Here is a 22,481-nt window from a genome sequence, read left to right as displayed (position 1 = left end):
GCCCGCCCGGGGCGCGGCTCCACGCCCCGGCCGGCCCGTCGGCTTGACCGGCGAGAAATCAGACAAGTCGCCTGTGGGGCAACGGAGTTCGACTGAGTCGAGGCAGAGGCCGGCGCGGGCGAGGCCGGCTCCGTGGTGGAGGGTGCGAATGCCGCCCCGCCGCATATCTATACGAACAATGGCAAACTGGGCGTAAGTGATAGTGCTCTACAGAGGAAGATCACCCATGACCCATGGAGCCCACCCCCACGCTCCTACCGTCCGCGCGAACATCGACCGGGCCCGCGGCTGCGAAGAATGCCGCAGCTGGGGCACCGTGATCACACCCGAGGGCCGCCACGAGCTGTGCCCCAGGTGTCAGCACCCTGATTAATGGCCCCGGTCCGTCAGCGGCGGGTGCGGCGCAGGGTGCGCAGGATGCCGTAGGCGGCGACGGGCAGGGCGACCAGCAGCGCGGCCCAGAACGCGCTGTGCCCCCACTGGTCGGCGACGGCCTCGAACCAGGGCCCGGCCACCGGGATCCGCACCGCCTCCAGGGGCCCCAGCGGCGGGGGCCAGGCGCCGAGCAGCACGGTGGCGGGCAGCCAGGCGACGAAGAGCCGACGGGCGGTCCGCGGGGTGGCGAGCGCGCTCAGCACCGACACGGTGGCCAGCAGCACCACGAACCCGGCCTGGTAGGCGGCCCCGGTCCGGCCCGTGCCCCAGGACGCCGCGGTGGGGTGGTGGCCGGTGGCGGCCAGCCGCACCTCCACCGCCCCCCACAGCAGGACGACCAGGACGAAGGTGCTGCCGAGCGCGAACAGCGCGCGGTCGCGCAGGCCCCGGGGCCCCGGCGGCCACTGCTTCGGGTCCCGGGCCGGTACGGTCCGCCCCGCGACGGGGGGCCTGCGCCGGGTGGCGAGGCGGCCCCAGGTCCGGACGGTGCGCTCGCGGGCGTCGTGGGCGGGCTTGAGCAGGTTGGTGGCGGAGCGCTCGACCAGGACCAGGGCCAGCACCACCGCCAGCGTCGCCGCCACCCCGGCCCAACTGCCCATCCCGCCCTCGAACACCACCACCCGCTCGGCCAGCGCCTGCGGCGGGCGCAGCACCGTCATCGGCGGCCCCAGCCGCAGGTAGCCGATCGCGAAGGCCGCGACGGCGGTCAGCGCCAGCGTCCCGCGCCCGACCCGGGCGGGGAACACCGCCGCGGTGAGCGCCGCGGCCAGAGCTGCGCCCAGCTGCCAGACCACCTGGTGGGCCGCACGCTCGCCGGCCGTGCGCAGCGGACCCCCGAAGTCGCCGTTCGGCAGGACCTGCAGCCCGGTCCCCGCGTCGACGGCCAGCCGCCAGACCGCGCCCGACCAGAGCATCAGCGACAGGGCGATCAGCATCAGCAGGGCCGCCGCCGCCCGGCGCGGCAGCCCGCCGCGGGCGTTCACCCACCAGGCGTGCGCCCAGGGCCGCCAGAGCGGCGCCCGGACACCGGCCCCGGCATCCGGTGCGCGGACGCTCCTGGTGCGCAGCACCGCGGCGGCCACCAGCGCCGCCCGCCCGGCCGCGGTGTCGGGGGAGGCGCGCACCGCACGCCGGCGCAGGGCCGACCAGCGGCGCCGCACGGTGTCCGGCTCGTCGCGGCGCACCATCGCGCGCACGGCCAGGGCCGCGTCCACCACGGCCGCCGCCACCGCCGCCACCGCGGCGGACGCGCGCGCGGGCAGGAGGGCGGACACCGCCGCGGGCACCGGCAGCCGGTGCAGGGCGGCGGGCAGCGGGGAGAGCTGGGCCAGCAGCGGGGCGTGCTCCCCGGGGTCGACCGTCAGCCGTACCGCGCGGCGGTGCGCATCCGCCCGCTCGTCCGCGCTCAGCCCGCCCGGACCCGCCCCCTCGGACCCCCGCCCGGTGCCGGAGACCCGCCCGGTGCCGGTGCGCGGCCCGGTACCGGTGTGCGGCGTGCCGCCCAGGGCCTGGGCGGCACGCTCCACCTCGGCCAGCACCTCGGGCAGTTGGGCGAGGGCGAGCAGCCGCCCGCAGTGCTCCCCGAAGCACTGCGGGTGGTCGCAGTCGTAGCGGGCGGCGATGGCCGGCGCCGAGGCGGCGACCAGCTCGTCGATGAACGCGACGGCGTCCGGCGCGTCGGTGATCCGCACGATCCCGGCCGTGTCGATCGGGCGGTCGCCGTAGTACGGGGTGGCCTCCGGCGCGAACGCGGCGCCCAGCGCCAGCACCGCCAGCGACGCCGCGCCGGCCCGTTTGGCACCCCTGGTGAGGTCGACGTCCCGCAGGTAGTGCAGGTCGAAGACGGTGTCCTGCACCTCGTCGCGCAACCAGGCCAGCAGCCGCACCGCGCCGCCGCCCCCGGCCAGCCAGTGCGCCGCGTCGGCGGAGCGCCCGAGCATCGCCCGGGCCAGCGCGGACGGGTCGTGGTACGGGTCGCCGAGGAAGGTGATCGGACGGTGCGCCGGAGCGGCCGGATACCCGCCGCCGTACCCGCCCCCGTACCCGCCGCCCCCGTACCCGCCCGCCGGGCGCGCCACCTCGGGGGAGCCGCCGGCCAGCCAGGTCCGCACCTGACCGGCGGTCCACCGCTGCGCGGGGTTCTTGGTGAACAGCCCCTGGAGCAGCAGCAGCTGCCGCGGGTCGGTGACCGCCCGCAGGTCGACCTCCACCCCCATCACCAGGTCGTACTGCAGCACCTCGTCGCTGACCAGCAGGCCGTCCGTCCCCAGGTAGCGGGGCCGGCCGGTGAACAGCTCGTACAGCACGTTGCCCAGCGCCCACCACGGCCCGGCCGGGTGGTTGGTGCCGGCCAGCTGCTCGGGCGCCATGTACGGGATCGTCACCTGCATCTCGGTGGAGAAGTTCCGGCTGAGCCGGGCCACCCCGCCGAAGTCCGCGATCACGAACTCCCCGGACCCGCCGTCCGGCCGCACCAGGATGTTGGCCGGCTTGAAGTCCACCGGGGTGCGCCGGATCCGCTGCTGCCAGAAGTCCAGCAGCGCGACGAGCTCGCCGACGATCCGCGCGACCCGCTGCTCCTCGCTGTGCCGGCCCTGCCGGCGCAGGTCGGCGATGTGGTCGGCGAGGGTGGTGGGCAGGTACTCCATCGCCACCCAGTCGCAGCCCGCCCCGGCGTGCTCGATGCGGCCGTGGCCGACGATCTGCGGCACGTGGCGCCGGTAGTCGTCGTTGCGCAGGTGCTCCAGCAGCTCGGTGTCCATGCCCTGGCCGGGCGCCGCGACCTTCACCGCGGCCTCGCCGCCGCCGTCGGTGCGCCGCACGTGCCACACGGTGCCCTCGGTGCCCGAACCGGCGACCCCGTACGGCTCGTAGCGGTCCAGCAGGGCCGCCGGGAAGGCGCCCCCGAAGTGCCCGCCGCGCCCGGGCGCGGGGCCCCGGGTGACGGTCTGCGGGGGGCGCTGCGGCTTGACCCGGGTCGGGGCGTCCGGGTCGGCCCTGACCGGGGCGTCCGGCTTGACCCGGGTCGGGGCGTCCGGGTCGACCCGGGTCCGCGGGAGCGTCCAGCCGCCCAGCCGCGAGGCCGGCCGGGGGACGGCGTCCTGCGGGGCGTCCTGCGGGCCGCGCTCGCGCCGGCCCCGCAGCCGCCAGTCCACCCGCGTGCGCGGACCCTGCCGAAGCCCCTGGTCCCCGTCCACCGGACCCGGTTCCACCGGAATGCCGTCGGCCATGCTGCAGCTCCCCTCCCCGTCCCCCGACCCCGTACCGCCCTGGACGGCCCTGGACCCGCCGCCCCTGCCGGGGCCCGGGCGCGGCCGGGGCCGCCCACCGGTCGGGACACCCTATGCCCCCGGACACCGCCCGGCCGCATGCGCACCGACACCGCCGACATGATAGTGACCCACCGTCACCACGCCTACCGATCATTCGGATTCGCGCCCCGCGGAGCGGAAACCTCCCGGCCACCGCCCGGCCACCGAGGGGGCCTTGTCAGGAACACGCGCCGTCCCTACCGTCGGGTAACGCGGCCCGGCGCCCGCCCGTCCCACCCGGCGGCCCAGGTCCGCCGCCCACCTCCCGGCCCAGATCCCCTTCCCGCCCCCCTTCCCGCTTCCCTCAGGCAGGACATGTTGACCAGCACCCGTACCCCGCGCAGAGCCGTCCTCGCCTGCGTCCTGGCCGCGCTCTGCGCGTGGCTCCCGGCCCCCGCGGACGCCGCGCCGCCACCCGCCCCGCAACGCCCCGCCGCCGCGGCGGACCAGGCGGACCCGGCCTCCTCCTGGACGGCGCCGCTGTCGACCCGCGGCCGCTACATCGTCGACGCCACCGGCAACCGCTTCCGGCTCAAGTCGGGCAACTGGGACGGCGCCCAGGGATCGTGGAGCGGCTCGGGCGACAGCGCCGACCCGGCCACCCACCACAGCGGACAGCAGTCCTCCGGCGTGCCCCTGGGCCTGGACCGCGCCCCGCTGCCCGCCATCCTCGCGGGCTTCCGCCAGCTGGGCCTGAACAGCATCCGGCTGCCCTTCTCCAACGAACTCGTCCACTCCACGGCCCCGGTCCCCGACCGCGCCGTCGCGGCCAACCCGCAACTGCGCGGCCGCACCCCCCTGCAGGTCCTCGACGCGGTCGTCGAGGCCCTGACCGCCGACGGCTTCGCCGTCATCCTCAACAACCACACCAACACCAGCCGGTGGTGCTGCGGCGTGGACGGCAACGAGCGCTGGAACAGCGCCCAGTCCACCCGCCAGTGGGAGGACGACTGGGTGGCGATGGCCCGCCGCTACAAGGACAACAAGCGCGTGGTCGGCGCGGACCTCTACAACGAGGTCCGCCGCGACATCCTCGACGACCCCAACTGGGGCCTGGGCGACGCCCACGACTGGTACGCCGCCGCCCAGGAGGCGGGCGACCGCATCCTCACCGAGGCCGACCCCGACCTGCTGATCATCGTCGAGGGCATCAACTGGACCGGCGTACCGGTCGACTTCCTGCCGCACGGCCGCCCCGCCCTCACCCCCGTGCGCACCCTCTCCCACACCCTCGTCGCCTCCGACAAGCTCGTCTACTCGGCGCACTTCTACGGCTACACCGGCCCCCGCCACAGCGGCGCCACCGGCCTCGGCGAGACCCACGACGCCCGCTACCAGGACCTCACCCGCGAACAGCTCGAACAGGCCCTGTACCAGGAGGCGTTCTACGTCTCCGCCGAGACCGGGCAGCACTTCACCGCCCCGGTGTGGATCAGCGAGTTCGGCATCGGGGCCGGGGAGACGGGCACCGCCCCCAAGGCCTGGTTCGCCGCGATCACCGACCACCTCGCCGCCATGGACGCGGACTTCGCCTACTGGCCCCTGGTGGGCTGGAGCACCGACGCCCAGGGCCGGGCGGGCGGCGACGACTGGGCCCTGCTGCGCTTCGACGCCGCCGGGCGGCGCTCGGGCCTGCTGGACGGCCCCGACTGGCGCGCCCCCGCCTGGAACCACCTGCTGGGCGCCCCGCAGCGCACCGGCCCGGTGGCCGCCGTCGACACCTGGGACATGCTGGCCGTCGACCACCGCGACGCCGTCGAGTCCCTGCGCACCCGCCGCCTGGGCGACTGGGACGCCGGCGCCCGCAAGGCCGCCTGCCCGGACGGCCAGCGGCTCCTGGGCCTCGGCCACGGCACGGGCCGCGGCCTGTGCACCGACACCGCCACCGCGGGCGACCTGCGCGCCGCCGGCGACGACGCCACCGTGGTGCGCGACGAGCGCCACGTGCCGCCCGGCGGCGACTGGGCCGGCGGGTACACCAAACTGCAGTGCCCCCAGGGCCGGTTCCTCATCGGCTACAGCCTGCGCGGCGCCACCGCGTCCGCGGCCCTGTGCGCGCCCGCCCGGGGCCCGCTGCCCGCCGGCGGCCGCACCGTCTGGTTCGACCGGGGCGACAACCGTCCCGCCGGCGGCCCCGGAGGCGACTTCGCCTCCGGCGACTACAAGGGCCAGTGCGCCTCCACCGAGTACGCCGCCGGGATCGCCTTCACCACCCGCGTCGGCTCGCGCGGCACCCCCGACGCGCTGCTCTGCCGCCCGCTCGCCTGACACCCCCGCCCGCTCGCGACACCCCAGCCCGCTCGCGACACCGCCCGCTCGCGACACCCCTGCCCGGGGCCGGCCCCCGGCCCCGGGCAGGGTGCGGCCGTCCCGCCGACACCCCGGGACCGTCCGACACCCGGGAGCGTCCGGCGACCCGGGTCGCCCCTGGTCGAGGGGGGTGGACCAGAATGTCCGCGTGAACGACGTGGACTACCAGGCACTGCTGCACGACGCGATGGAGGCGGCCCGGCGCGCGCCCGAGCGGGGGCGGGTCGCCGACTACATCCCGGCCCTCGCCCAGGCCGACCCGACGGCCTTCGGCATGGCGATCGCCACCGTGGACGGCCGGGTGTTCGGGGCGGGGGACTGGCGCCGGCCGTTCTCGATCCAGTCGGTGTCGAAGCTGTTCACCCTGGCCCTGGCCCTGGCCGAGGGCGGCGACGGGCTCTGGCGCGGCGTGGGCCGCGAACCCTCCGGCAACCCCTTCAACTCGCTGGTGCAGCTGGAGTCGGAGCACGGCATCCCGCGCAACCCGTTCATCAACGCCGGCGCCCTCGTCGTCACGGACCGGCTGCTGAAGCTCACCGGCGACGCGGTGGGGGCGGTGCGGGAGTTCCTGCGCGCCGAGTCCGGCAACCCGGCCGTCGCCGTCGACGACTCGGTGGCCTCCTCCGAGGCCCAGCACGGGCACCGCAACGCCGCGATGGCGCACTTCATGGCCAGCTACGGCAACCTGCGCAACCCGGTGGACAGCGTGCTCGCGCACTACTACGCGCACTGCGCGATCGAGGCCAGCTGCCACGACCTCGCCCTGGCCGGCCTCTTCCTCGCCCGGCACGGGATACGGGCCGACGGCACCCGGCTGCTGTCGCGCAGCGAGGCCAAGCGGATCAACGCGGTGCTGCTCACCTGCGGGACGTACGACGCGGCGGGGGAGTTCGCCTACCGGGTGGGCCTGCCGGGCAAGAGCGGCGTCGGCGGGGGCGTGCTGGCGGTGCTGCCGGGGCGCGGCACGGTCTGCGTCTGGAGCCCGGGCCTGGACGGCGCCGGGAACTCGGTGCTGGGCGTCGCCGCCCTGGACGCGCTGACGACGGAGACCGGCTGGTCGGTGTTCTGACCCGCCCCGGGGGCGGGGGTGACACCGGCTTGCCTTGACGGTGACGTCAATGTCTACGGTCGTCATCGCCCGCCGCCGACGGGTCGCGCCGGCTCCGCCGCGCCCGCCGGCCCGCCCGCCGCCGACCCCTGCGAGGTCCACCCCATGCCTTCGCCCGCCCTCCTGCACCTCGACGCGAGCATCCGCGCGAGCGGCTCGGTGTCCCGGGAGCTGTCCGCCCGCTTCGCCGAGCAGTGGCACCGCAACCACCCGGGCGCCGGCCACACCTACCGCGACCTGGCCGCCGACCCCGTCCCGCACCTCACCCACGCCGTGCGCGAGGCCCTCCTCGACCCGGACGGCGACCACGGCGAACCCCCGCAGGAGCGGGCGCTCACCGAGGCGCTGACCGCCGAGGTGCGCGCGGCGACCACGGTGGTCATCGGCGCCCCGATGTACAACTACGCGATCCCCTCGACGCTCAAGGCCTGGGTGGACCGCCTGGTCACCCCCGCCCACATGGTGGCGCCCGGAGCCGGCCCCGGCCCGCTCAGCGGCACCTCCGTCGTGGTGGTCACCGCCCGGGGCGGCTCGTACGCGCCCGGCACCCCCCGCGAGGGGTGGGACCACCAGGAGCCCTACCTACGGGCGGTCCTCGGCTCGATCGGCCTCGCGGACGACCTGGCCTTCGTGCACGCCGAGCTGACGATGGCGCAGACCGTGCCGCAGATGGCCGCCCTCAGGCCGCTGGCCGACAAGTCCCTGGCGGGGGCGTACGAGGCCGTGGAGCGGCTGGCCCGCTGAGCGCCGGGACCGGCCCCGGCGCCCCTACGGCACCACGACGATGTCGAAGTGCGCGCTGTTGTCCGCCGGGGTCGGGTCCCCGGGCAGGTCGACCGCCACGGTCCCGTCGAGCACCCCGGGGTCCATCCCGGTGGCGACGGAGAGCCGGACGTCGGCGGCCACCGTGCCGCCGGGGGCCAGGCCCGCCGGGAACGTACAGGTCACCGTGTGGCCGAACGGGCCGGTGGAGCAGGCGCTCGGGGCCTGCCCGACACCGACGACCCCCGGCGGCAGCTGGACCACCAGGGTGAACGGCGCGGTGGTGGCCGCGTCACCGGTGTTGACCACCACCGGGTGCACCGTCGTGCTGCCGCCCCCGGCGGTCGGGGCCGGGTTCGCGGCCGTCACCGCGAGATCGGCGCCGCACGGCGCCCCCGCCGCGGCCGGCCCGGCCGCGAGCACCGCCGCCGCGCCCGCCACCAGCACGGCCCTCCGCAACGACTTCTGGAACGGCCTCCGGAACGGCCTCTGGAACAACTGCCGGGACATCGCCCTCACCCACCTCGTCCTCGCTGCGCCGGCAGGCCCGGTCGGCCCTGCCGTGCCCAGGATCGGGGCACGCCCCCTCCCCCCGGGCCGGGACACGGCCGGGGCCACCCGTACGGGGCCCGCCGGTTGCCCCGACCCGGCGAACGGCTCAGACGGGCCGGAGCCGGGTGTGCAGGAGGCAGAACTCGTTGCCTTCCGGGTCGGCCAGGACGTGCCAGTCCTCGGCGCCGCTCTGGCCGACGTCGACGCGCCGGGCGCCGAGGGCGAGCAGCCGCTCCAGTTCGGCGTCCTGGTCGCGGTCGGTGGCGTTGACGTCGATGTGCAGCCGGAGCTTCCCGGGCCGCGGGTCGCTGCTGGGGCTGATGACGAGGGTGGGCTGCGGCCCGCCGAAGCCGGTGCCGGGCGGCCCGATCTCGATGCTCCCGTCGTCCTCCCGGCCGACTTCGACGTAGCCGAGGACCTCGCTCCAGAACACGGCGAGCCGCTCGGGGTCGGCGGCGTCGATGACCAACTCGCTGATGCGGCATGCCATGCCCGCCAGTCTACGGACCCCGCCCCCGGCCCGCCGACCCCGCTCCGGTCGGTGTGCTGTCCAAGGAACGCCGATCGGGGCGGGAACTTGGGGCCCGTACCAGGCCGGACGACCCTTTCCACGGCCCGGCACGGGGGTCTCAGGTGCGATGGCGGTAACGGCCCATGGCCTCACGCAACCGCCGCATGGTGTCCGACTCGGCAGGCTCCAGCGCACCGGGGCCGCAAGGGGGCTCGGGGTCGTCGGGCACCTCCGAAGGATGGTCTTCCGACTTCCTGTCACCAATCGGCCGGTCGGGGGACGGGGCTTCGGGCCGGACTGCCGCGCTGCCCACCGGGGTTCCTCTCCGCCAGTCGTCCTGGCGCGTCACCGGCCTGCCGCCCCGTCCGGGCATTCCGGCTTGCCGCAGGTGCACGGCGGCCACTCGCGCAGGATGCCCCAGCCGACGGCCTTGGCGGCGTATGCAGCGTCGTGGTCAACCAGCGCGGTCCTGTCGGGGGCCCGCCTGCGCCGCTCGGTCCGGCGCTCATCGCGGGTCTTGATCTTGCGGGTGTCAATGCTCGCCGCCATACGGGCCACTCCCTCGGACTGGTCGGAACCGGTGACCAGCACGCTAAGTGCCCGCGAATCGCTGGCGAGTAGACGATTCGCGATTATTCGAGCGGGGGCGGCCGAGGCTCGCGTGGATTCTCAAACGACCCCGAGCGCCCGGCGGCACCGCGCGATGACCTTGTGCGCGTCTGAGCCGTAGACGGCCGAGCCGGCAAGCGACTCCCACACCCGTAGGTACAACGCCACGCTGTCCGGCTGGTCCAGCCAGAGTTCGGCATGCCAGTCTTCGACGATGGCGAGCCGCTCGTCATACAGCCAAAACCCGTTAGCTGGCGGCAACTTGAGCGTAGCCTCGAATGGCACGATGCCCAGGCGAACGGTGTCCAGCCCGATCACGCCGCTGAGCCGGTCAAGCTGTGCGGCCATCACGGCCGGCGGACAGACCAGCGCCCGGAGCGCAGCCTCCCACATGATGATCTGGTAGCGCTTGCCCGGCTGATACAGGCTCTCTTGCCGTCGAACGCGAGACCGCACGGCCTCTTCGACGTCATGCGGTGATTGGTGAAGGTCAACGTACGTGCCGAACACGTGCCGGGCGTAATCGGCAGTCTGGAGCATGCCGACGACCATGGAGCCTTCCCAGGCGCGCATGACCGTCGAACGCTCGTACTCGATTGTCAGTCTGTCCTGAACCGGTCTGTGTCCAGCCGCGAGCTGCCGCCGCCAGGAACGTGACTGCGACTCGAACGCCCTTAGCCTGGCTATCAGTTCAGGTGCGACCTGGGGCTGGCCAACTCCCTCCGCCCAGGCGGTGAGGTCGTCGGGGGTGGCCGTCTGCCGGCCGGTCTCCAGCTTGCTGACCTTGGACTGGGTCCAGCCCAGATGGCCGGCCAGTTGGCGACCCGTAAGACCACCCTCGGTGCGCAGCTCACGAAGCCGCAGACCGAGGGCGAGCCGGGCCTGTTGGAAGTCGGTACTCACCCGCCGGACGGTACCTCAGCGCTGAATTCCCGGTGCGGCGTGGCGAAGTGCCAAGCAGCGTCCCGCACCTGGCAGGCGCGAACCACCTGTACCGGGTCGGTGATCAGCTCCACACCGGTCAGATCGTCATCGGCGTCGAAGTGCAGTAGCGCGATCACGCGCGAGTCGAACAGCCAGGCGTCTTCGGACGGAAGGCCAAGGCGGTCGGCGTCAGCACGCCAGAGGTACCGAATGTCTTCGCCTACGGCACTGTTGCGCTCGGCGTTGTCGAGCAGATACCGCTGTCCCGGGGTAGGCGGATTGTCCATGATCCTCACCCGATCGAACCGCTTGCCCATGGCCACCTGCTCGCGTCGCGAGCGGCACCAGGGGTCTTCCAAGTCCCACCTGGTTGCCTCCCCGGCAGCGAACCGGCGGTAGGTGTCAGTCTGTTCGTCGGAGCGGTACCGGCGACGGGTCTCCAGTCGGAAAGCCGCATGCTGGAAGCTCTCGAACATGCCGTCGAACTCGTCGAAGCTGATCAGGACCGGCTCTCGGTCCACGTCGCGTGGCGAGAAGTCGGCGAGCAACACGCGCGGCACGATCACGAACCCTTCGCCGGGCTTGATGTTGCGGAGTTGGGCCACTTCGTCGGGGTCGGTCACGGCCTCGCCCTGCACCAACACCTCCCCGGTCTCCACATCCTCGTAGAGCGTTGGGCATCCGTTGTTCCCCGAGTTGCTTCCGATGTACCGCAGTCGTCGGCTCACAGCCGCTCCCCTCGCCGCCGGACAGGCTGAATCAGGATGCCTCGGGATCGCCTCAAAGCGAGCGCCGATTCTCGAATATTCTCCTGAGGCGACGAAAGGCCCTCGTCCCGACCGCTGTCGATGACCTGACGTCCGATCAGGCGCTTGCACAGGCCGTCGAACCCGAGCGGGTTCACGGCGGTGTCGCCGTTGAAGAACTGGTCGGCGAAGTGGATCGACGCCGCCTGAATCTTCAACGTCTCCTGGATGGCGTGCTGGTCGTTCGGGTCCCCTCGGGCCATTGCGATGAACTTGTCCACATCGGCGTCACCGCGCACCTACACGCAGACCGGCCCCGGGGGTTAAAGATATCCCCATGAAAAACATTAACAGCGGAAAGAAGGCCCTGAACATCCAGGTTCCTTGCGTTTGGTCACTGTGTGAAGTGGTACGGCTGCGATGCCCCGCACGCGACCAAGGACGGTCAGCTCGAGGCACCCGGGACCGAACACGGGGGGCGTGATCTTCAGGGCATGGGGGTGCCTCCTGAATTATGGGATGATCTTGGCGCGTAGACCCCGGAACCGCTCAGCGGCATGCCCCGATGTGAACGCCACCTGCAAGGAAGCCGAGTCCGGCGTACAGCCAGACGAGAAGGCAGCCCCGGGCATTGAGGAATAAAACAGGTGAAATGGTGTTACCCGTTTCACCATGCGCCATGGCGCAGTGCGCGACCGCCGAAAGGGTGATTTTTTGGGGGGCCTCACATTCAAACAACCAGGTGAACGCCTTCCGGCGAACGGAGGCAGTCCGCAGAGTCCCCAACTCGCGGCCGACATCTGCTGAACTGGCGAACATGACTCGACAGGCAGGCAGCAGAAGTCGAACCCCTCAGTTTGAACTCCGCTGGGGAGGAATGCACTTGACGATCCAGCGCATACCCGCGTGGCTCATCACCGCAGCCACAGCGGGCGGCGGAACCCTCGTAGCACTGCTCAGCCGACGTTGAACTCCCGCGCGGTCTTCCCGCGATGGCAGCCGCGGCACAGTGGGTGGCACACATTGTCGTCGGTGTCCTCGCAGTCGAGGGCGAGGACACCGATCGAACACAACGCAGTCCCCCTCGGCCCACCGGGCAGGACCGGAACCAGGAGGCCCATCGCTGCTCCACTGGGTCGCTTATGCGTCACCGGTCCGCAGCGGCCTTGCCGGCGCCTGCCTGTCCGATCAGCAGCTCGACGCGGTCGAGGGCGGCCTGGGTGGATTCGATCAGCCCGGTGTCACCCTTGGCGATCCGCAGCCGCCACGCTTCCCGCAGGTGGGCGCGCGCGGGTACGAGGTCGCCTCGTTCCATGAGGTGTTTGCCGAAGTGCTGGAGGGCGAAGTCGACGAGTTCCGGGTGTCGGCTCCGGGCAGTGTCCAGGGCCTTGCGGTAGAGCACGTCAGCGGTCTCTGCTTCACCGGCGTAGCGGTAGGCGTCGCCGAGGTTGAGTTCGGTGGCGATGACGGCCCGGGTGTTGCCACTGGCCGTGGCCAGGTCGAGCGCCTGGCGTAGGAACGCGCGTGCGTCGTGGTAGTCGCCCAGGCTCACCAGGCCGATGCCGGCCCACCGGGCCAGGACCCGCCTTCGGGCGTCGTCCGTGCCGGGGGGAAGCATCCGCAGGTCCTCGCGGATTTCGCCGACGGCGCCGGCCAGCCGGTCGCGGTCGGTGGGGACCATGCGCAGGTCCTCGTCCTGGGTGATGAGGTGCTGGAGCACTCACCCCTCCTTGTTCGGTTCCCGCTCCGGTCGGTCGGTGCTACAGCCGGTCGGTCCGGTGGCCCAGGTCGGGCCGGCAGCTCCCTGCCGTGCAACCGGGTCTCCGGGCGTCCGTGACGGTTGCCCGCCTCAGATCGGCAGGTCCCAGCCCGGACCGTCCTCGGCGCCGAGCCACACCCGCTGGCCGGCCCCCGAGACCGTGATGCCGAAGCCCTCCTGGTGCGGCTCGCCGGCGGCCTGCCAGCGCTGTACCGCGCGTTCGACCTGGTCCCACAGGCGTACGGGGCCGCGCTGTACGACGGTCCACCCGCCGTCAGGGGCGGGTGCCGTTCGGGCCTGCGATCCGGTGGACACATCCCAGAGGACCTGTTGTGCGCCCACCCCCATGCGAACGGCCGAGGGCGCGGCGAGCTGGGCCACCCATCCGCCCGTCCAGTTGTCGAGCGCTGCCGGGTCGACCCGGCTCGGGCGTTCCTCACCCGGCAGCAGGTCCAGTGCCGGGAGCGGCGGGCGGTCGTGCGGACGGGCGATCATGAAGCTGGTGAAGCCGGGCAGGAACCGGCCGGTGGCCTCCCCCGGACCGGTCACGTCGAGCAGAGCGAGGGCGTTCGCGTAGCTCCACCCGGACAGGGTGACCAGGATCCGACCGCCGGGCTTGACCTGGTGAAGCCACGGGAGCGGAACGTACCGGACCGCGCAGGTGGCAATGAGCCGGTCGTACCGGCCCCCGTCGGGGTCGCCGCGCAGCCCGTCTCCGATGATCAGCCGGGGGGTGAACCCGGCCGCCTTGAGTGCCGCGGCTGCCGCCCCGCCCACCACCGGGTCGTACTCGATGCTGGTGAGGTTGGCGTCCCCGAGGCGGTGCGCGCCGAGAGCGGTCGAGTAGCCGGTTCCGGTGCCGATTTCCAACACCCGCTGCCCGGCGCCGGTGTCGAGCTGGTGCCACATGCCGAGCACCAGTGACGGCAGGGTGGACGACGACGAGGGGGAACCGCTCACGGTCTCGTCCGCCACGTCGTCGGGCCTGGTGGCCCCGTCGAGTTGGGTGACGAGTGTCCGGTCGGTGTAGATCCCCTCCAGCCATCCGGGTTCACCCTCCCGCACGGCGCGGAAGCCGGTCGGGACGCTCCCGGCGACCGGCGCGAAGTAGGACCCGGCGAAGAGCTCCCGGGGAACCGCGCCGGCAGCGCTGCGCCACTCGGGTCCGGTGAGTGCGCCGTCCTCGGTGAGTCTGTCCACCAGGGCGGCGCGGAGCTGAGCCGATGTGCTCATCTGTCGAGGCCTTTCCGTAGCTGGTCGGCAAGGGCACGGGCGATTGCTTCGGCGATGTCCGCCGGCTTCCACGCCCATTGGCCGTTGGGGTTGCACTCAAGGAAGCACCAGTCACCGGACGGCGTCACGGCGAAGTCGAACGCGCCGAACGTCAAGCGGAGTTCGCCGAGATAGGCGGAGACCGCGAGGGTGACCCGCTCGGGCACCTCGACCGGGGTGCACGTCATCAGGTCCTGCCGTACGCGCCAGTCGATGTCGGGGCTGTCGATCCGAACCCCGAACAGGCGGTCACCGACGGCGGTCACCCGCACGTCGTACGCCTTGTCCACCTTGGCCTGGAACAGATGGGGACACAGGGACACGGCGTCGGTGATCTCGGACCCGCTCACCTCCCGAACCCACACACTGTGCGGTCGGCCGTCCACCCGGTAGGGCGAGTTCCACAGCGGCTTGTAGACCGCCCCGCCGTGTTGGGACGTGGCGAACTCCCGAGCTTCTACCGGATCGTTGGTGATCAGCGTGTCCGGCAGCAGGAACCCGCAGCGCTGGGCCGTGGCGAGCTGTGCAGGCTTGTACTCGGCGGCGCGGTTGTTCCACGGGTGATTGACGTAGTGCGCTCCGGGGATCGTCGCGAGGATGCCACCGGCACCCCAGAACGACTGTTCCGCGGCGAAGCGGCGGTTCTGGTCGCCCTGGTCCGGCGGGCCCGTGTAGGGCGAGGGCCGACGTACCCAGACCGACCGTACCCGTGTGAGGTCGAGTTCCCTGCTCGACGTGCGCAGGGTGCCCCGCTGAACGCCCGTACGAAACGTGGCGGTCAGCGAGGCACCCGCGGGCAGGTCGGCGCCGGGGTCGAGGCGGACCACGGGCACCCGGTGTTCGGCGAGCACCCGAAGGACCAGATCCGCGGTCGCGTCGTAGGGATTGGTCAGCACCAGCACCGACCTGTGCCGGTCGGACATCAGCCGTCGCTCTGGTCCTGGTCGTAGGACTCGGTGACGTCGGTGTCGGACGCCCCCGTCGAGTTTCCGTCAGGGGTCGTCTGCGTCTGCGTGACACCGCTGGTGCTGGTGCCGTGCCCGGCCAGCTCGACCGTTCGGCCCCGGTCGTCGACGAGGACGGCCATCTGGGTGTCCGGGTCGATCACGGGCGTGTACTGCGGGACCGGGACGGTAGCCGCGAACGGTTCCATCCGGGTCGTACCCCAAGGTGCGGGTGTCTGCGTCATCTGTTCTGCGCCTCCCATGGTCCGATCCCACGCGGCGGCGTCGACCATTCGGCGCCGCCGTCCTCGGGCCGGTTCGCCCGCCTCGGAGCGATAGATCGTTCTCGCCGGCCAAGCCGTCCGGGCAGTCATCATCGCTCCCTTGCGTAGTCGAGCCGCTACCGCGGGGTGGTTTCACTGTGGCCTAGAGTCTCCGACGTCTTCAACCTTTCAACCAGGAAGGGCACGAAAGGGGTTCGAAGACCATGGTTGATCTGTCCGGTCCGCCCTCCCGCCCGTGTGCCGCCCTCCGTGAGAGGGTCGGGGGATGGAACAGCGTGTACTCGGCCGTACCGGCCGGCCCGTCTCCGTCGTGGGGCTGGGCACCTGGCAGCTCGGCGCGGGCTGGGGCGACGTCCGCGAGGAGGACGCCCTCGGCGTCCTGGACGCCTCCGTCGAGGCCGGCGTGACCCTCTTCGACACCGCCGACGTCTACGGCGACGGCCGCAGCGAGCAGTTGATCGGCCGCTACCTGAAGGGCCGTCCGGACGCGGGCGTCCTCGTCGCCACCAAGTTCGGCCGCCGGGTCGAGCAGCGCCCGGAGCACTACACCCTGGCGAACTTCCGTGCCTGGTCGGACCGTTCGCGGGCCAACCTGGGTGTGGAGCGGCTCGACCTGGTGCAGCTGCACTGCCCGCCGACCCCGGTGTACGACAGCGGCGAGGTGTTCGACGCCCTGGACACCCTGGTGGCCGAGGAGCGGATCGCCGCGTACGGCGTCAGCGTCGAGACCTGCGCCGAGGCGCTGACCGCGATCGCCCGCCCGGGCGTGGCCAGCGTGCAGATCATCCTGAACGCGTTCCGCCTCAAGCCGCTGGAGCAGGTCCTGCCCGCCGCGGCGGCGGCCGGGGTGGGCATCCTGGCCAGGGTCCCGCTCGCCTCCGGGCTGCTCTCCGGCCGCTACACCGCGAGCACCTCGTTCGCGGCGGACGACCACCGCACCTTCAACCGGCACGGCGAGGCCTTCGACCAGGGCGAGACGTTCTCCGGCGTCGACTTCGCCACCGGGGTCGAGGCGGCGGCGGAGTTCGCCGGGCTCGCCCCCGAGGGAGCGAGCCCGGCGCAGACCGCGCTGCGCTGGATCGTCCAGCAGCCGGGCGTCACGACGGTGATCCCCGGCGCCCGCAACCCCGAACAGGCCCGCGCGAACGCGGCCGCCGCCGCCCTCGCGCCGCTGCCCGCGGACACCCTCGCCGCGGTGCGCGAACTCTACGACCGCCGGATCCGCCCGCAGGTGCACGACCGCTGGTGACACCGCCGCGCGCCGTCGCAGGCGCAGGCGCGGAGCGGGAGGCCCTAACGGGAGTCCCGCTCCGCCGCCTCGGCGGCGCGTTTGATGCCCGCCAGCCGCCGGTCCCAGTCCGCCGCGAGCGCGGCCATCCAGCGCGCCGTCGCGTCCAGCGCCGCGGGCCGCACCGCGTACCGCACCTCGCGCCCGACCCGGCTGCCGGTGACCAGCCCGGCGGCGTCCAGCACCGCGAGGTGCTTGACCACCGCCTGCCGCGAGACGGGCAGCCGTCCGGCGAGCGTGGTCGCGGTGGCCTCGCCCTGCGCGGCGAGCAGGTCGAGCAGCCGGCGCCGCGTCGGGTCGGCCAGCGCGGCGAGGACGTCGTCGACGGCCCCGCCCGCGCCGCGGTCCTCCGGCGTCACGCGGCCGGCTGCTCGACGCGCTTCCTGAACGCGTCGAGCACCTGCGGCCAGCCGTCGGTGTTGTCCTTCAGCGCCTTGCTGCGCAGCTCCGGGGAGCCGGCCAGCGCCGCGAACCCGCTCTCCACGACGCGCAGCCGGATCCCGCCGTCCTCCGGGATCAGGGTGAACTCCACGAGGGTGCTGTTGTCCTCGCTGAGCTCCTGCCCGGGGAAGGCGCTGGCCCACCGGTACGCCAGGTACGTCGGCGGCTCGACCTTCTCCACGCGCACCGGGAAGTCGCCGTACTCGGCGTTCCTGGCCACCATCGACTCGCCCTCCCTGGCCACCGTGCCGGCCAGGCTCTCCGGGTCGCCCACCCAGAAACCGGGCTCGGCCACCAGCGACCACACCCGCTCCAGGGACGCCTCGATCAGGGTCTCGCGCTCGATCCGGTCCTCGCTCATGAGGGGGCTCCTTCGTCTCCGTTGCGACCACCGCGGCCACTGAATGCAACTCCAGGGTTGCACGTCGGCCCCTCTGGTGCAACCGGGGAGTTGCACCACTTCGGTCCGGCGGCAACCGCACGGGCTGATGCCTCGTCCGAACGGGGTGGGGTAGGGTCGCGGGACCATGCCCGTCACGGCCAGGGGGAGGGTCGGCTCAGCGCTATGACCAGGGAAATCGTCAAGGCTGCGCGTGTGCGCATCGCCGATCTGACGCCGGGTGCCGAGCTCTACCTCGGAGTGCGGCTGACCGCGCCGGACCTGACGTTCGACATCAGCTGCTTCGGCCTGGACGCCGAGGAGCGGCTGAGCGACGACCGCTACTTCGTGTTCTTCAACCAGCCCGCCAGCCCCGAGGGCTCGATCCGCCTGCTGGGCGCGCAGTCCGGCGACACCGAGGCCTTCCGGATCGTGCTGCCGGACGTCCCGCAGGCCATCCACCGGCTGAGCCTGACCGCGACCATCGACGGCGACGGCGAGATGTCGCAGGTCGCCTCCGGGTACGTGCGGCTCGTCGCGGACGGCACCGAGGTCGGCCGGTACTCCTTCACCGGTGCGGAGTTCAGCACCGAGCGCGCGGTGATGCTGGCGGACGTCTACCGGCGCGGCGGGGAGTGGCGCTTCACACCGGTCGGCCAGGGCTTCGACGGCGGCCTGCGGGCGCTGCTGGAGAACTTCGGCGGCGAGGCGATCGAGGAGGACGCCCAGGACGCGCCGGACGCGCCGGGCGCCCAGGACGGGCCGGACGCCCGGGGCGGGGAGCCCGCGCCGGCGCCCACCCTCCAGGTCCCCGCCCAGCCCCAGCCGCCCGCCCGGGAGCAGCCGCAACCCCAGCCGCCCGCCCGGGAGCAGCCCCAGCCGCCCGACCGGCCCGGCGTCCGGGTCTCCCTGGTCAAGTACGCCGAAGTCCCCGAGCAGAGCGGCTGGGCGCAGCAGAACGACCACCTCGTGCGCTACACCCTCACCAAGGGCCAGGACGTCCTCGCCCTGCACGGCAGCATGGTGGCCTACCAGGGCCGCGCCGACTTCGCCCACGAGGCCTCCGGCGTGCTGCGCAAACTGACCGGCAACCTCACCGGCCAGACGCTGAAGCTGATGCGCGTCTCCGGCGAGGGCCAGGTCTTCCTCGCCGACGAGGCCAGCCACCTGCACGTCGTGCGGCTGGAGGGCGACGCGATCTGCGTCAGCTCCGACCGGGTCCTGGCCTTCGACGCGCAACTGGAGCACGAGGTCCGCCGCATCGAGGGCGAGGGCCTGCCCAACGGGGGCTTCTACACGCTCCAGTTCAGCGGCCACGGCACGGTGGTGGTGAAGACCAACGGCATCCCCGTGGTGCTGCCGGTCACCCCGGCCCCGGAGACGTACGCCGACATCCACGCCCTGGTCGCCTGGTCGCGCGGCGCGCAGGTGATCACCACGGCCCCGGTGCGGATCCGGCGCTCGGCGTACGCGGGGCACGCCGCCGAGTCGTACAGCCTTCAGTTCAGGGGCGGGCCGGGCAACTTCATCGTGGTCCAGCCGTTCGAGGTCTGAACGGGCACGGACCAGGTCGGCAGCCCCAGTCAGCAGCACGGCCGGCAGCACGGCCGACGGCCCGGTCGACAGCACGGCCGGCAACACAGTCAAGGAGGTCGGGAGATGGAGCGGCGGGTGCTCTCGGGCACGTACCTGGAGGGGTTCACGGCCTCCCCGGCCACGGCGCGGATGAGCCGGCACGGCGGCGCGATGTGCAAGGTCGCCGTGACCGAGGGGCAGGACGTGCTCGCCAAGGCGGGCGCGATGGTGGCCTACGACGGCTTCCTCCAGTACGAGCCCGTCTCGCAGTCGCTGCGCCGCACGCTCGGCGAGTGGGCGTCCGGAGAGCGCAGCCCGCTGCTGCGCTGGTTCGGCGACGGCACGCTCTACCTGGCCGACTTCGGCGCGGACGTGCTCAACCTCCAGCTCGACAACGAGTCGCTGTCCGTCAACGGCTCGCACCTGCTGGCCCTGGACGCCTCGCTGGGCTGCGCCGTCGAGAAGGTCAAGGGGCCGGTGCTGATGGCCGGCACCGGGCTGTACAACGTGACGGCCAGCGGCAGCGGCTGGGTCTCGGTCACCTCCCGGGGGGTCCCGGTGGTACTGGACTGCGCCGAGGCCGAGACCTACGTCGACCCGGACGCGCTGGTCGCCTGGACGACGGGCCTGGAGATCAAGGTCCGGCGCAGCCTCAAGGTCGGCTCGCTGATCGGCCGGGGCAGCGGCGAGGCGGTGCAACTCGGCTTCAGGGGCCCGGGATTCGTCGTCGTCCAGCCCAGCGAGGACACCTCCGACCGGCTCAAGATCCGCGGTTGAACAGCCCGCGGCCCAAGGAGTAGCGAGCACCGTGCACAGTTCCCTTCTGGACCACACCGCCCTGACCGGCGACGAGCGCTTCGCCCTGCAGAACCCGCAGCTGCTGCGGGTCGCGCTGGACGGGCGGGCCGAAGTCCTGGCGCGCAGCGGCGCTATGGTCGCCCACACCGGCCGGGTGCAGTTCACCGACTGGACCCCGCCCGGCGGCGGCCGCCGCCGCAACCGCCAGAACCAGCAGAGCCCGCAGAACCAGCAGCAGCGCCCGCCCGGCCACCAGCCGGCCCCCGCACTGGACCTGATGCGCTGCGCGGGCACCGGCACCGTCTACCTCGCCAACCTCGCCCAGCACCTGCACATCCTGGAGCTCCACCGCGAACGGCTGACGATCACCAGCAGCTACGTCCTGGCACTGGACACCGGCATCGACTGGCAGACCGTCGGCATCGAGGGCGGCGAGCGGATCTCCGGCGTCGGGCGCCACAGCCTGGAACTGTCCGGCAGCGGCACGCTGGTGGTGATGACCTCCGGGCGCCCGCTGGTGATGCCGGTACGGGAGGGCACGTACGTCTACGCGGACGCCGACGCGGTGGTCGGCTGGTCCTCGGCCCTGGAGGTGCAGCTGCAGGCGCAGAGCAGCAACACCGAGGCCTGGCGCCGCCGCGGCACCGCCACCGAGGGCTGGGAGCTGTCCTTCACCGGCGACGGCTTCGTGATCGTCCAGCCCAGCGAACTCCTCGCGCCCCAGCGCGTCCCGCTGCGCTGACCCACCGCCCTCAGCCGGTGTCGGTGTCGGTGCCGGTGCCGGTGCCGGTGCCGGTGCCAGCGCCAGCGCCGGTGTCGGCGCGCAGCTGCGGCAGGTCCGGCAGGTCCGGGTCGTAGCGCACGGTCAGCACATCGCCGCGGCGGGGCGCGTCGTAGGCGGGGAAGGTCTCGGTGACCGACTCGGTGTACTCCTGGCCGTCGTCGGTGGTGTAGCGGAGGGTGACGACCAGTTCGGGGCAGTCGTTCAGGTGGACGCCGGTGCCCCGGATGTCCAGGACGGTGGCGGGCACGCTCACCCCGTGCCGTTCGAGGCGCAGCTCGCGCTCGGCCCGGCGCCGCTCCTCGGCGAGGATGCGCCGGCGCCTGCGCGCCTCCGCGCGGGCCGACCAGAGGGCGAGCAGCGCGACCACGGCGGCCGGGCCGAGCAGCCAGCCGCTGGTGGTGTCGGCCCCGCGGGCGACGCCGAGCAGCAGGCAGAGCACGCCGGCCAGGGTGCCGGCGCCGATCGGCAGGTCGGAGGACGCGGAGGCCGTGCCGTCGGCGGCCAGGACGAAGGCCGTGCCGATCAGCAGGACCATCCCCACGATGGTGCCGCCGGAGGCGGCCAGGCCGTGCCAGAGGTCGATGCTCCCGCAGACCCGCTGGCCGGTGTCGCCGCAGTCGCCGGCCCTGCCCAGCGCCGCGTAGCCCCGCCCGGTGGCCCAGCCGTCCGCGGCCAGCAGCGCCGCGCAGACGAGCAGCATCAACAGCCGCCCCACAGTGGGACGTTGGGGTTTCTCGCGGGCGTCCGCAGCGGATTCCATGGTCACCCGCGGATGCTACCGGGATCCCGCCCAGTGGTCTGGACCACGACATGGCCGCCGGGTGAACAGCAGGCACCGCCCGGCCGTGGCGCCCCGACGCCGGCCGTGACAGCCCCACCAGTGGGTACGGACCCCCTCGTGAACGACGACTACAGTGAACTGGCCCTCCCCTCGACCGCGCTCGCGCACGACGCGCTGCGCCACGCGCGGGTGCTCCTCCCGGCCGCGATCTTCCACCACAGCCTGCGCACCTACCTCTACGGGCGCCTCCTCGGCGAGCGGCGCGGCCTTCTGCCGGACCGCGACTACGACGACGAACTGCTCTTCCTGGGGTGCGTCCTGCACGACTGCGGGCTCAGCGCCGAGGGCAACGGCGACCAGCGGTTCGAGCTGGACGGCGCCGACCTGGCGGTCCGCTTCCTGGCCGGGCGGGGAGTGCCACCGGACCGGACGGACGTCGTGTGGGACGCGATCGCGCTGCACACGGACCGCGAGATCGCCCGGCGGAAGCGGCCGGAGATCGCGCTGGTCGCCCTCGGCGCGGGCTTCGACCTGGGCGGCGGGCCGGGCGCGCTCCCGGACGGCTACGCGGAGCGCGTCCACCGGGTGCTGCCCCGCGGGCACGCGGCGGCGGTGCTCCACGACAGCATCGTCGGCCAGGCGCTGGGCAGGCCGCACAAGGCGCCGCCCTTCACGCTGCCGGGCGAGCTCGTCCGCCAGGTGACCGGCGGGACCTGGCCGACCTGGGGAGAACTCGCCCGGTCCTCGGGATGGGACGACTACGACGGCTACCGCCCCGATCCGCCGATCACCCCCTGAGGCGGCCTCCCGCGCGGAGAACCTGCGGCCGCGGAAAGGGCTCCCCGCGGCTGCGGCAGAGGCGCGCGGCGGCGCAGCCGTGCGGATTGCCGTGCGGATTGCCGGGCCCG

General features: G+C 73.3%; 22 protein-coding genes. 8 read left to right on the top strand and 14 right to left on the bottom strand.

Annotation, left to right across the window (positions count from 1 at the left end; genetic code table 11):
- Positions 1 to 386 precede the first annotated feature (386 nt).
- Complete coding sequence (locus ACFVVX_RS11225) at positions 387 to 3,665, bottom strand: hypothetical protein (RefSeq protein WP_387943925.1); 3,279 nt, start codon at positions 3,663 to 3,665, stop codon at positions 387 to 389.
- A 396-nt stretch (positions 3,666 to 4,061) separates the two neighbouring features.
- Between ACFVVX_RS11225 and ACFVVX_RS11220 the strand changes: the two genes are divergently transcribed.
- From ACFVVX_RS11220 to ACFVVX_RS11210, 3 genes are all read left to right on the top strand, one after another.
- A complete protein-coding gene (locus ACFVVX_RS11220; protein ID WP_387943923.1) occupies positions 4,062 to 6,014 on the top strand; it encodes a glycoside hydrolase family 5 protein in 1,953 nt (650 codons plus the stop codon).
- A 199-nt stretch (positions 6,015 to 6,213) separates the two neighbouring features.
- The gene (locus ACFVVX_RS11215; protein ID WP_387944244.1) at positions 6,214 to 7,125 is read left to right on the top strand and encodes a glutaminase; all 912 of its coding nucleotides are present in this window, start codon (positions 6,214 to 6,216) and stop codon (positions 7,123 to 7,125) included.
- A gap of 144 nt (positions 7,126 to 7,269) precedes the next feature.
- On the top strand, positions 7,270 to 7,908 hold the full coding sequence (locus tag ACFVVX_RS11210; protein ID WP_387943921.1) for an FMN-dependent NADH-azoreductase: 639 nt from the start codon (positions 7,270 to 7,272) through the stop codon (positions 7,906 to 7,908).
- Positions 7,909 to 7,932: 24 nt separating this feature from the next.
- On the opposite strand, the gene ACFVVX_RS11205 is transcribed toward ACFVVX_RS11210, so the two are convergent.
- The 10 genes from ACFVVX_RS11205 to ACFVVX_RS11160 form a co-directional block, all read right to left on the bottom strand.
- Positions 7,933 to 8,436 carry a hypothetical protein gene (locus ACFVVX_RS11205; RefSeq protein ID WP_387943919.1) on the bottom strand — a complete coding sequence of 168 codons (504 nt, stop codon included), beginning with the start codon at positions 8,434 to 8,436 and terminating at the stop codon, positions 7,933 to 7,935.
- A gap of 148 nt (positions 8,437 to 8,584) precedes the next feature.
- Positions 8,585 to 8,968 carry a VOC family protein gene (locus tag ACFVVX_RS11200; protein ID WP_387943917.1) on the bottom strand — a complete coding sequence of 128 codons (384 nt, stop codon included), beginning with the start codon at positions 8,966 to 8,968 and terminating at the stop codon, positions 8,585 to 8,587.
- A 366-nt stretch (positions 8,969 to 9,334) separates the two neighbouring features.
- Complete coding sequence (locus tag ACFVVX_RS11195) at positions 9,335 to 9,538, bottom strand: hypothetical protein (RefSeq protein WP_387943915.1); 204 nt, start codon at positions 9,536 to 9,538, stop codon at positions 9,335 to 9,337.
- A 120-nt stretch (positions 9,539 to 9,658) separates the two neighbouring features.
- On the bottom strand, positions 9,659 to 10,501 hold the full coding sequence (locus tag ACFVVX_RS11190; RefSeq protein ID WP_387943913.1) for a helix-turn-helix domain-containing protein: 843 nt from the start codon (positions 10,499 to 10,501) through the stop codon (positions 9,659 to 9,661).
- Positions 10,498 to 11,250 (bottom strand): DUF6879 family protein, encoded by a 753-nt coding sequence (locus ACFVVX_RS11185; protein WP_387943911.1) that lies wholly within the window; start codon positions 11,248 to 11,250, stop codon positions 10,498 to 10,500. The genes ACFVVX_RS11190 and ACFVVX_RS11185 overlap by 4 nt, the downstream gene beginning before the upstream one ends.
- Positions 11,247 to 11,567 (bottom strand): major capsid protein, encoded by a 321-nt coding sequence (locus ACFVVX_RS11180; RefSeq protein ID WP_387943909.1) that lies wholly within the window; start codon positions 11,565 to 11,567, stop codon positions 11,247 to 11,249. Before ACFVVX_RS11180 ends, ACFVVX_RS11185 begins: the two co-directional genes overlap by 4 nt.
- A gap of 848 nt (positions 11,568 to 12,415) precedes the next feature.
- Positions 12,416 to 12,988, bottom strand: a complete 573-nt coding sequence (locus ACFVVX_RS11175) for a tetratricopeptide repeat protein (protein ID WP_387943907.1) — start codon at positions 12,986 to 12,988, stop codon at positions 12,416 to 12,418.
- Positions 12,989 to 13,117: 129 nt separating this feature from the next.
- Complete coding sequence (gene tgmC, locus ACFVVX_RS11170) at positions 13,118 to 14,260, bottom strand: ATP-grasp peptide maturase system methyltransferase (RefSeq protein WP_387943905.1); 1,143 nt, start codon at positions 14,258 to 14,260, stop codon at positions 13,118 to 13,120.
- Positions 14,257 to 15,222 (bottom strand): ATP-grasp ribosomal peptide maturase, encoded by a 966-nt coding sequence (gene tgmB / locus ACFVVX_RS11165; RefSeq protein ID WP_387943903.1) that lies wholly within the window; start codon positions 15,220 to 15,222, stop codon positions 14,257 to 14,259. Before tgmB ends, tgmC begins: the two co-directional genes overlap by 4 nt.
- Entirely contained in the window at positions 15,222 to 15,452 is a 231-nt protein-coding gene (locus ACFVVX_RS11160) for a putative ATP-grasp-modified RiPP (protein WP_387943901.1), read from the bottom strand. Before ACFVVX_RS11160 ends, tgmB begins: the two co-directional genes overlap by 1 nt.
- Before the next feature lie 340 nt (positions 15,453 to 15,792).
- Between ACFVVX_RS11160 and ACFVVX_RS11155 the strand changes: the two genes are divergently transcribed.
- The gene (locus ACFVVX_RS11155; protein ID WP_387943899.1) at positions 15,793 to 16,776 is read left to right on the top strand and encodes an aldo/keto reductase; all 984 of its coding nucleotides are present in this window, start codon (positions 15,793 to 15,795) and stop codon (positions 16,774 to 16,776) included.
- A gap of 44 nt (positions 16,777 to 16,820) precedes the next feature.
- Here the strand turns inward: ACFVVX_RS11155 and ACFVVX_RS11150 are convergent, their stop codons facing one another.
- Both ACFVVX_RS11150 and ACFVVX_RS11145 read right to left on the bottom strand, forming a co-directional pair.
- Complete coding sequence (locus ACFVVX_RS11150) at positions 16,821 to 17,174, bottom strand: ArsR/SmtB family transcription factor (protein ID WP_387943897.1); 354 nt, start codon at positions 17,172 to 17,174, stop codon at positions 16,821 to 16,823.
- On the bottom strand, positions 17,171 to 17,617 hold the full coding sequence (locus tag ACFVVX_RS11145) for an SRPBCC domain-containing protein (protein WP_387943895.1): 447 nt from the start codon (positions 17,615 to 17,617) through the stop codon (positions 17,171 to 17,173). The genes ACFVVX_RS11150 and ACFVVX_RS11145 overlap by 4 nt, the downstream gene beginning before the upstream one ends.
- A 204-nt stretch (positions 17,618 to 17,821) precedes the next feature.
- On the opposite strand from ACFVVX_RS11145, the gene ACFVVX_RS11140 reads away from it, so the two are divergent.
- From ACFVVX_RS11140 to ACFVVX_RS11130, 3 genes are all read left to right on the top strand, one after another.
- Positions 17,822 to 19,189, top strand: a complete 1,368-nt coding sequence (locus ACFVVX_RS11140) for a TerD family protein (RefSeq protein ID WP_387943893.1) — start codon at positions 17,822 to 17,824, stop codon at positions 19,187 to 19,189.
- 105 nt (positions 19,190 to 19,294) lie between these two features.
- Entirely contained in the window at positions 19,295 to 19,987 is a 693-nt protein-coding gene (locus ACFVVX_RS11135) for an AIM24 family protein (RefSeq protein ID WP_387943891.1), read from the top strand.
- A gap of 31 nt (positions 19,988 to 20,018) precedes the next feature.
- Positions 20,019 to 20,750, top strand: coding sequence for an AIM24 family protein (locus ACFVVX_RS11130; RefSeq protein WP_387943889.1), 732 nt, complete (start codon positions 20,019 to 20,021; stop codon positions 20,748 to 20,750).
- A gap of 10 nt (positions 20,751 to 20,760) precedes the next feature.
- Here the strand turns inward: ACFVVX_RS11130 and ACFVVX_RS11125 are convergent, their stop codons facing one another.
- Positions 20,761 to 21,507 (bottom strand): DUF3592 domain-containing protein, encoded by a 747-nt coding sequence (locus ACFVVX_RS11125; protein ID WP_387943887.1) that lies wholly within the window; start codon positions 21,505 to 21,507, stop codon positions 20,761 to 20,763.
- A 183-nt stretch (positions 21,508 to 21,690) separates the two neighbouring features.
- On the opposite strand from ACFVVX_RS11125, the gene ACFVVX_RS11120 reads away from it, so the two are divergent.
- Positions 21,691 to 22,371 carry an HD domain-containing protein gene (locus ACFVVX_RS11120; RefSeq protein WP_387943882.1) on the top strand — a complete coding sequence of 227 codons (681 nt, stop codon included), beginning with the start codon at positions 21,691 to 21,693 and terminating at the stop codon, positions 22,369 to 22,371.
- Positions 22,372 to 22,481: the final 110 nt, after the last annotated feature.

The sequence above is a fragment of the Kitasatospora sp. NPDC058170 genome, from assembly GCF_042883905.1.
Lineage (GTDB): Bacteria > Actinomycetota > Actinomycetes > Streptomycetales > Streptomycetaceae > Kitasatospora.
This window is presented reverse-complemented; position numbering and strand designations above follow the sequence as displayed.

Bases quoted from the DNA above. Each gene is read 5' to 3' on its own strand.
- ACFVVX_RS11225 (WP_387943925.1), bottom strand. From the start codon at position 3,665: ATGGCCGACGGCATTCCGGTGGAACCGGGTCCGGTGGACGGGGACCAG.
- ACFVVX_RS11220 (WP_387943923.1), top strand. From the start codon at position 4,062: ATGTTGACCAGCACCCGTACCCCGCGCAGAGCCGTCCTCGCCTGCGTC.
- ACFVVX_RS11210 (WP_387943921.1), top strand. From the start codon at position 7,270: ATGCCTTCGCCCGCCCTCCTGCACCTCGACGCGAGCATCCGCGCGAGC.
- ACFVVX_RS11205 (WP_387943919.1), bottom strand. From the start codon at position 8,436: ATGTCCCGGCAGTTGTTCCAGAGGCCGTTCCGGAGGCCGTTCCAGAAG.
- ACFVVX_RS11200 (WP_387943917.1), bottom strand. From the start codon at position 8,968: ATGGCATGCCGCATCAGCGAGTTGGTCATCGACGCCGCCGACCCCGAG.
- ACFVVX_RS11195 (WP_387943915.1), bottom strand. From the start codon at position 9,538: ATGGCGGCGAGCATTGACACCCGCAAGATCAAGACCCGCGATGAGCGC.
- tgmC (WP_387943905.1), bottom strand. From the start codon at position 14,260: ATGAGCACATCGGCTCAGCTCCGCGCCGCCCTGGTGGACAGACTCACC.
- tgmB (WP_387943903.1), bottom strand. From the start codon at position 15,222: ATGTCCGACCGGCACAGGTCGGTGCTGGTGCTGACCAATCCCTACGAC.
- ACFVVX_RS11160 (WP_387943901.1), bottom strand. From the start codon at position 15,452: ATGGAACCGTTCGCGGCTACCGTCCCGGTCCCGCAGTACACGCCCGTG.
- ACFVVX_RS11155 (WP_387943899.1), top strand. From the start codon at position 15,793: ATGGAACAGCGTGTACTCGGCCGTACCGGCCGGCCCGTCTCCGTCGTG.
- ACFVVX_RS11145 (WP_387943895.1), bottom strand. From the start codon at position 17,617: ATGAGCGAGGACCGGATCGAGCGCGAGACCCTGATCGAGGCGTCCCTG.
- ACFVVX_RS11140 (WP_387943893.1), top strand. From the start codon at position 17,822: ATGACCAGGGAAATCGTCAAGGCTGCGCGTGTGCGCATCGCCGATCTG.
- ACFVVX_RS11135 (WP_387943891.1), top strand. From the start codon at position 19,295: ATGGAGCGGCGGGTGCTCTCGGGCACGTACCTGGAGGGGTTCACGGCC.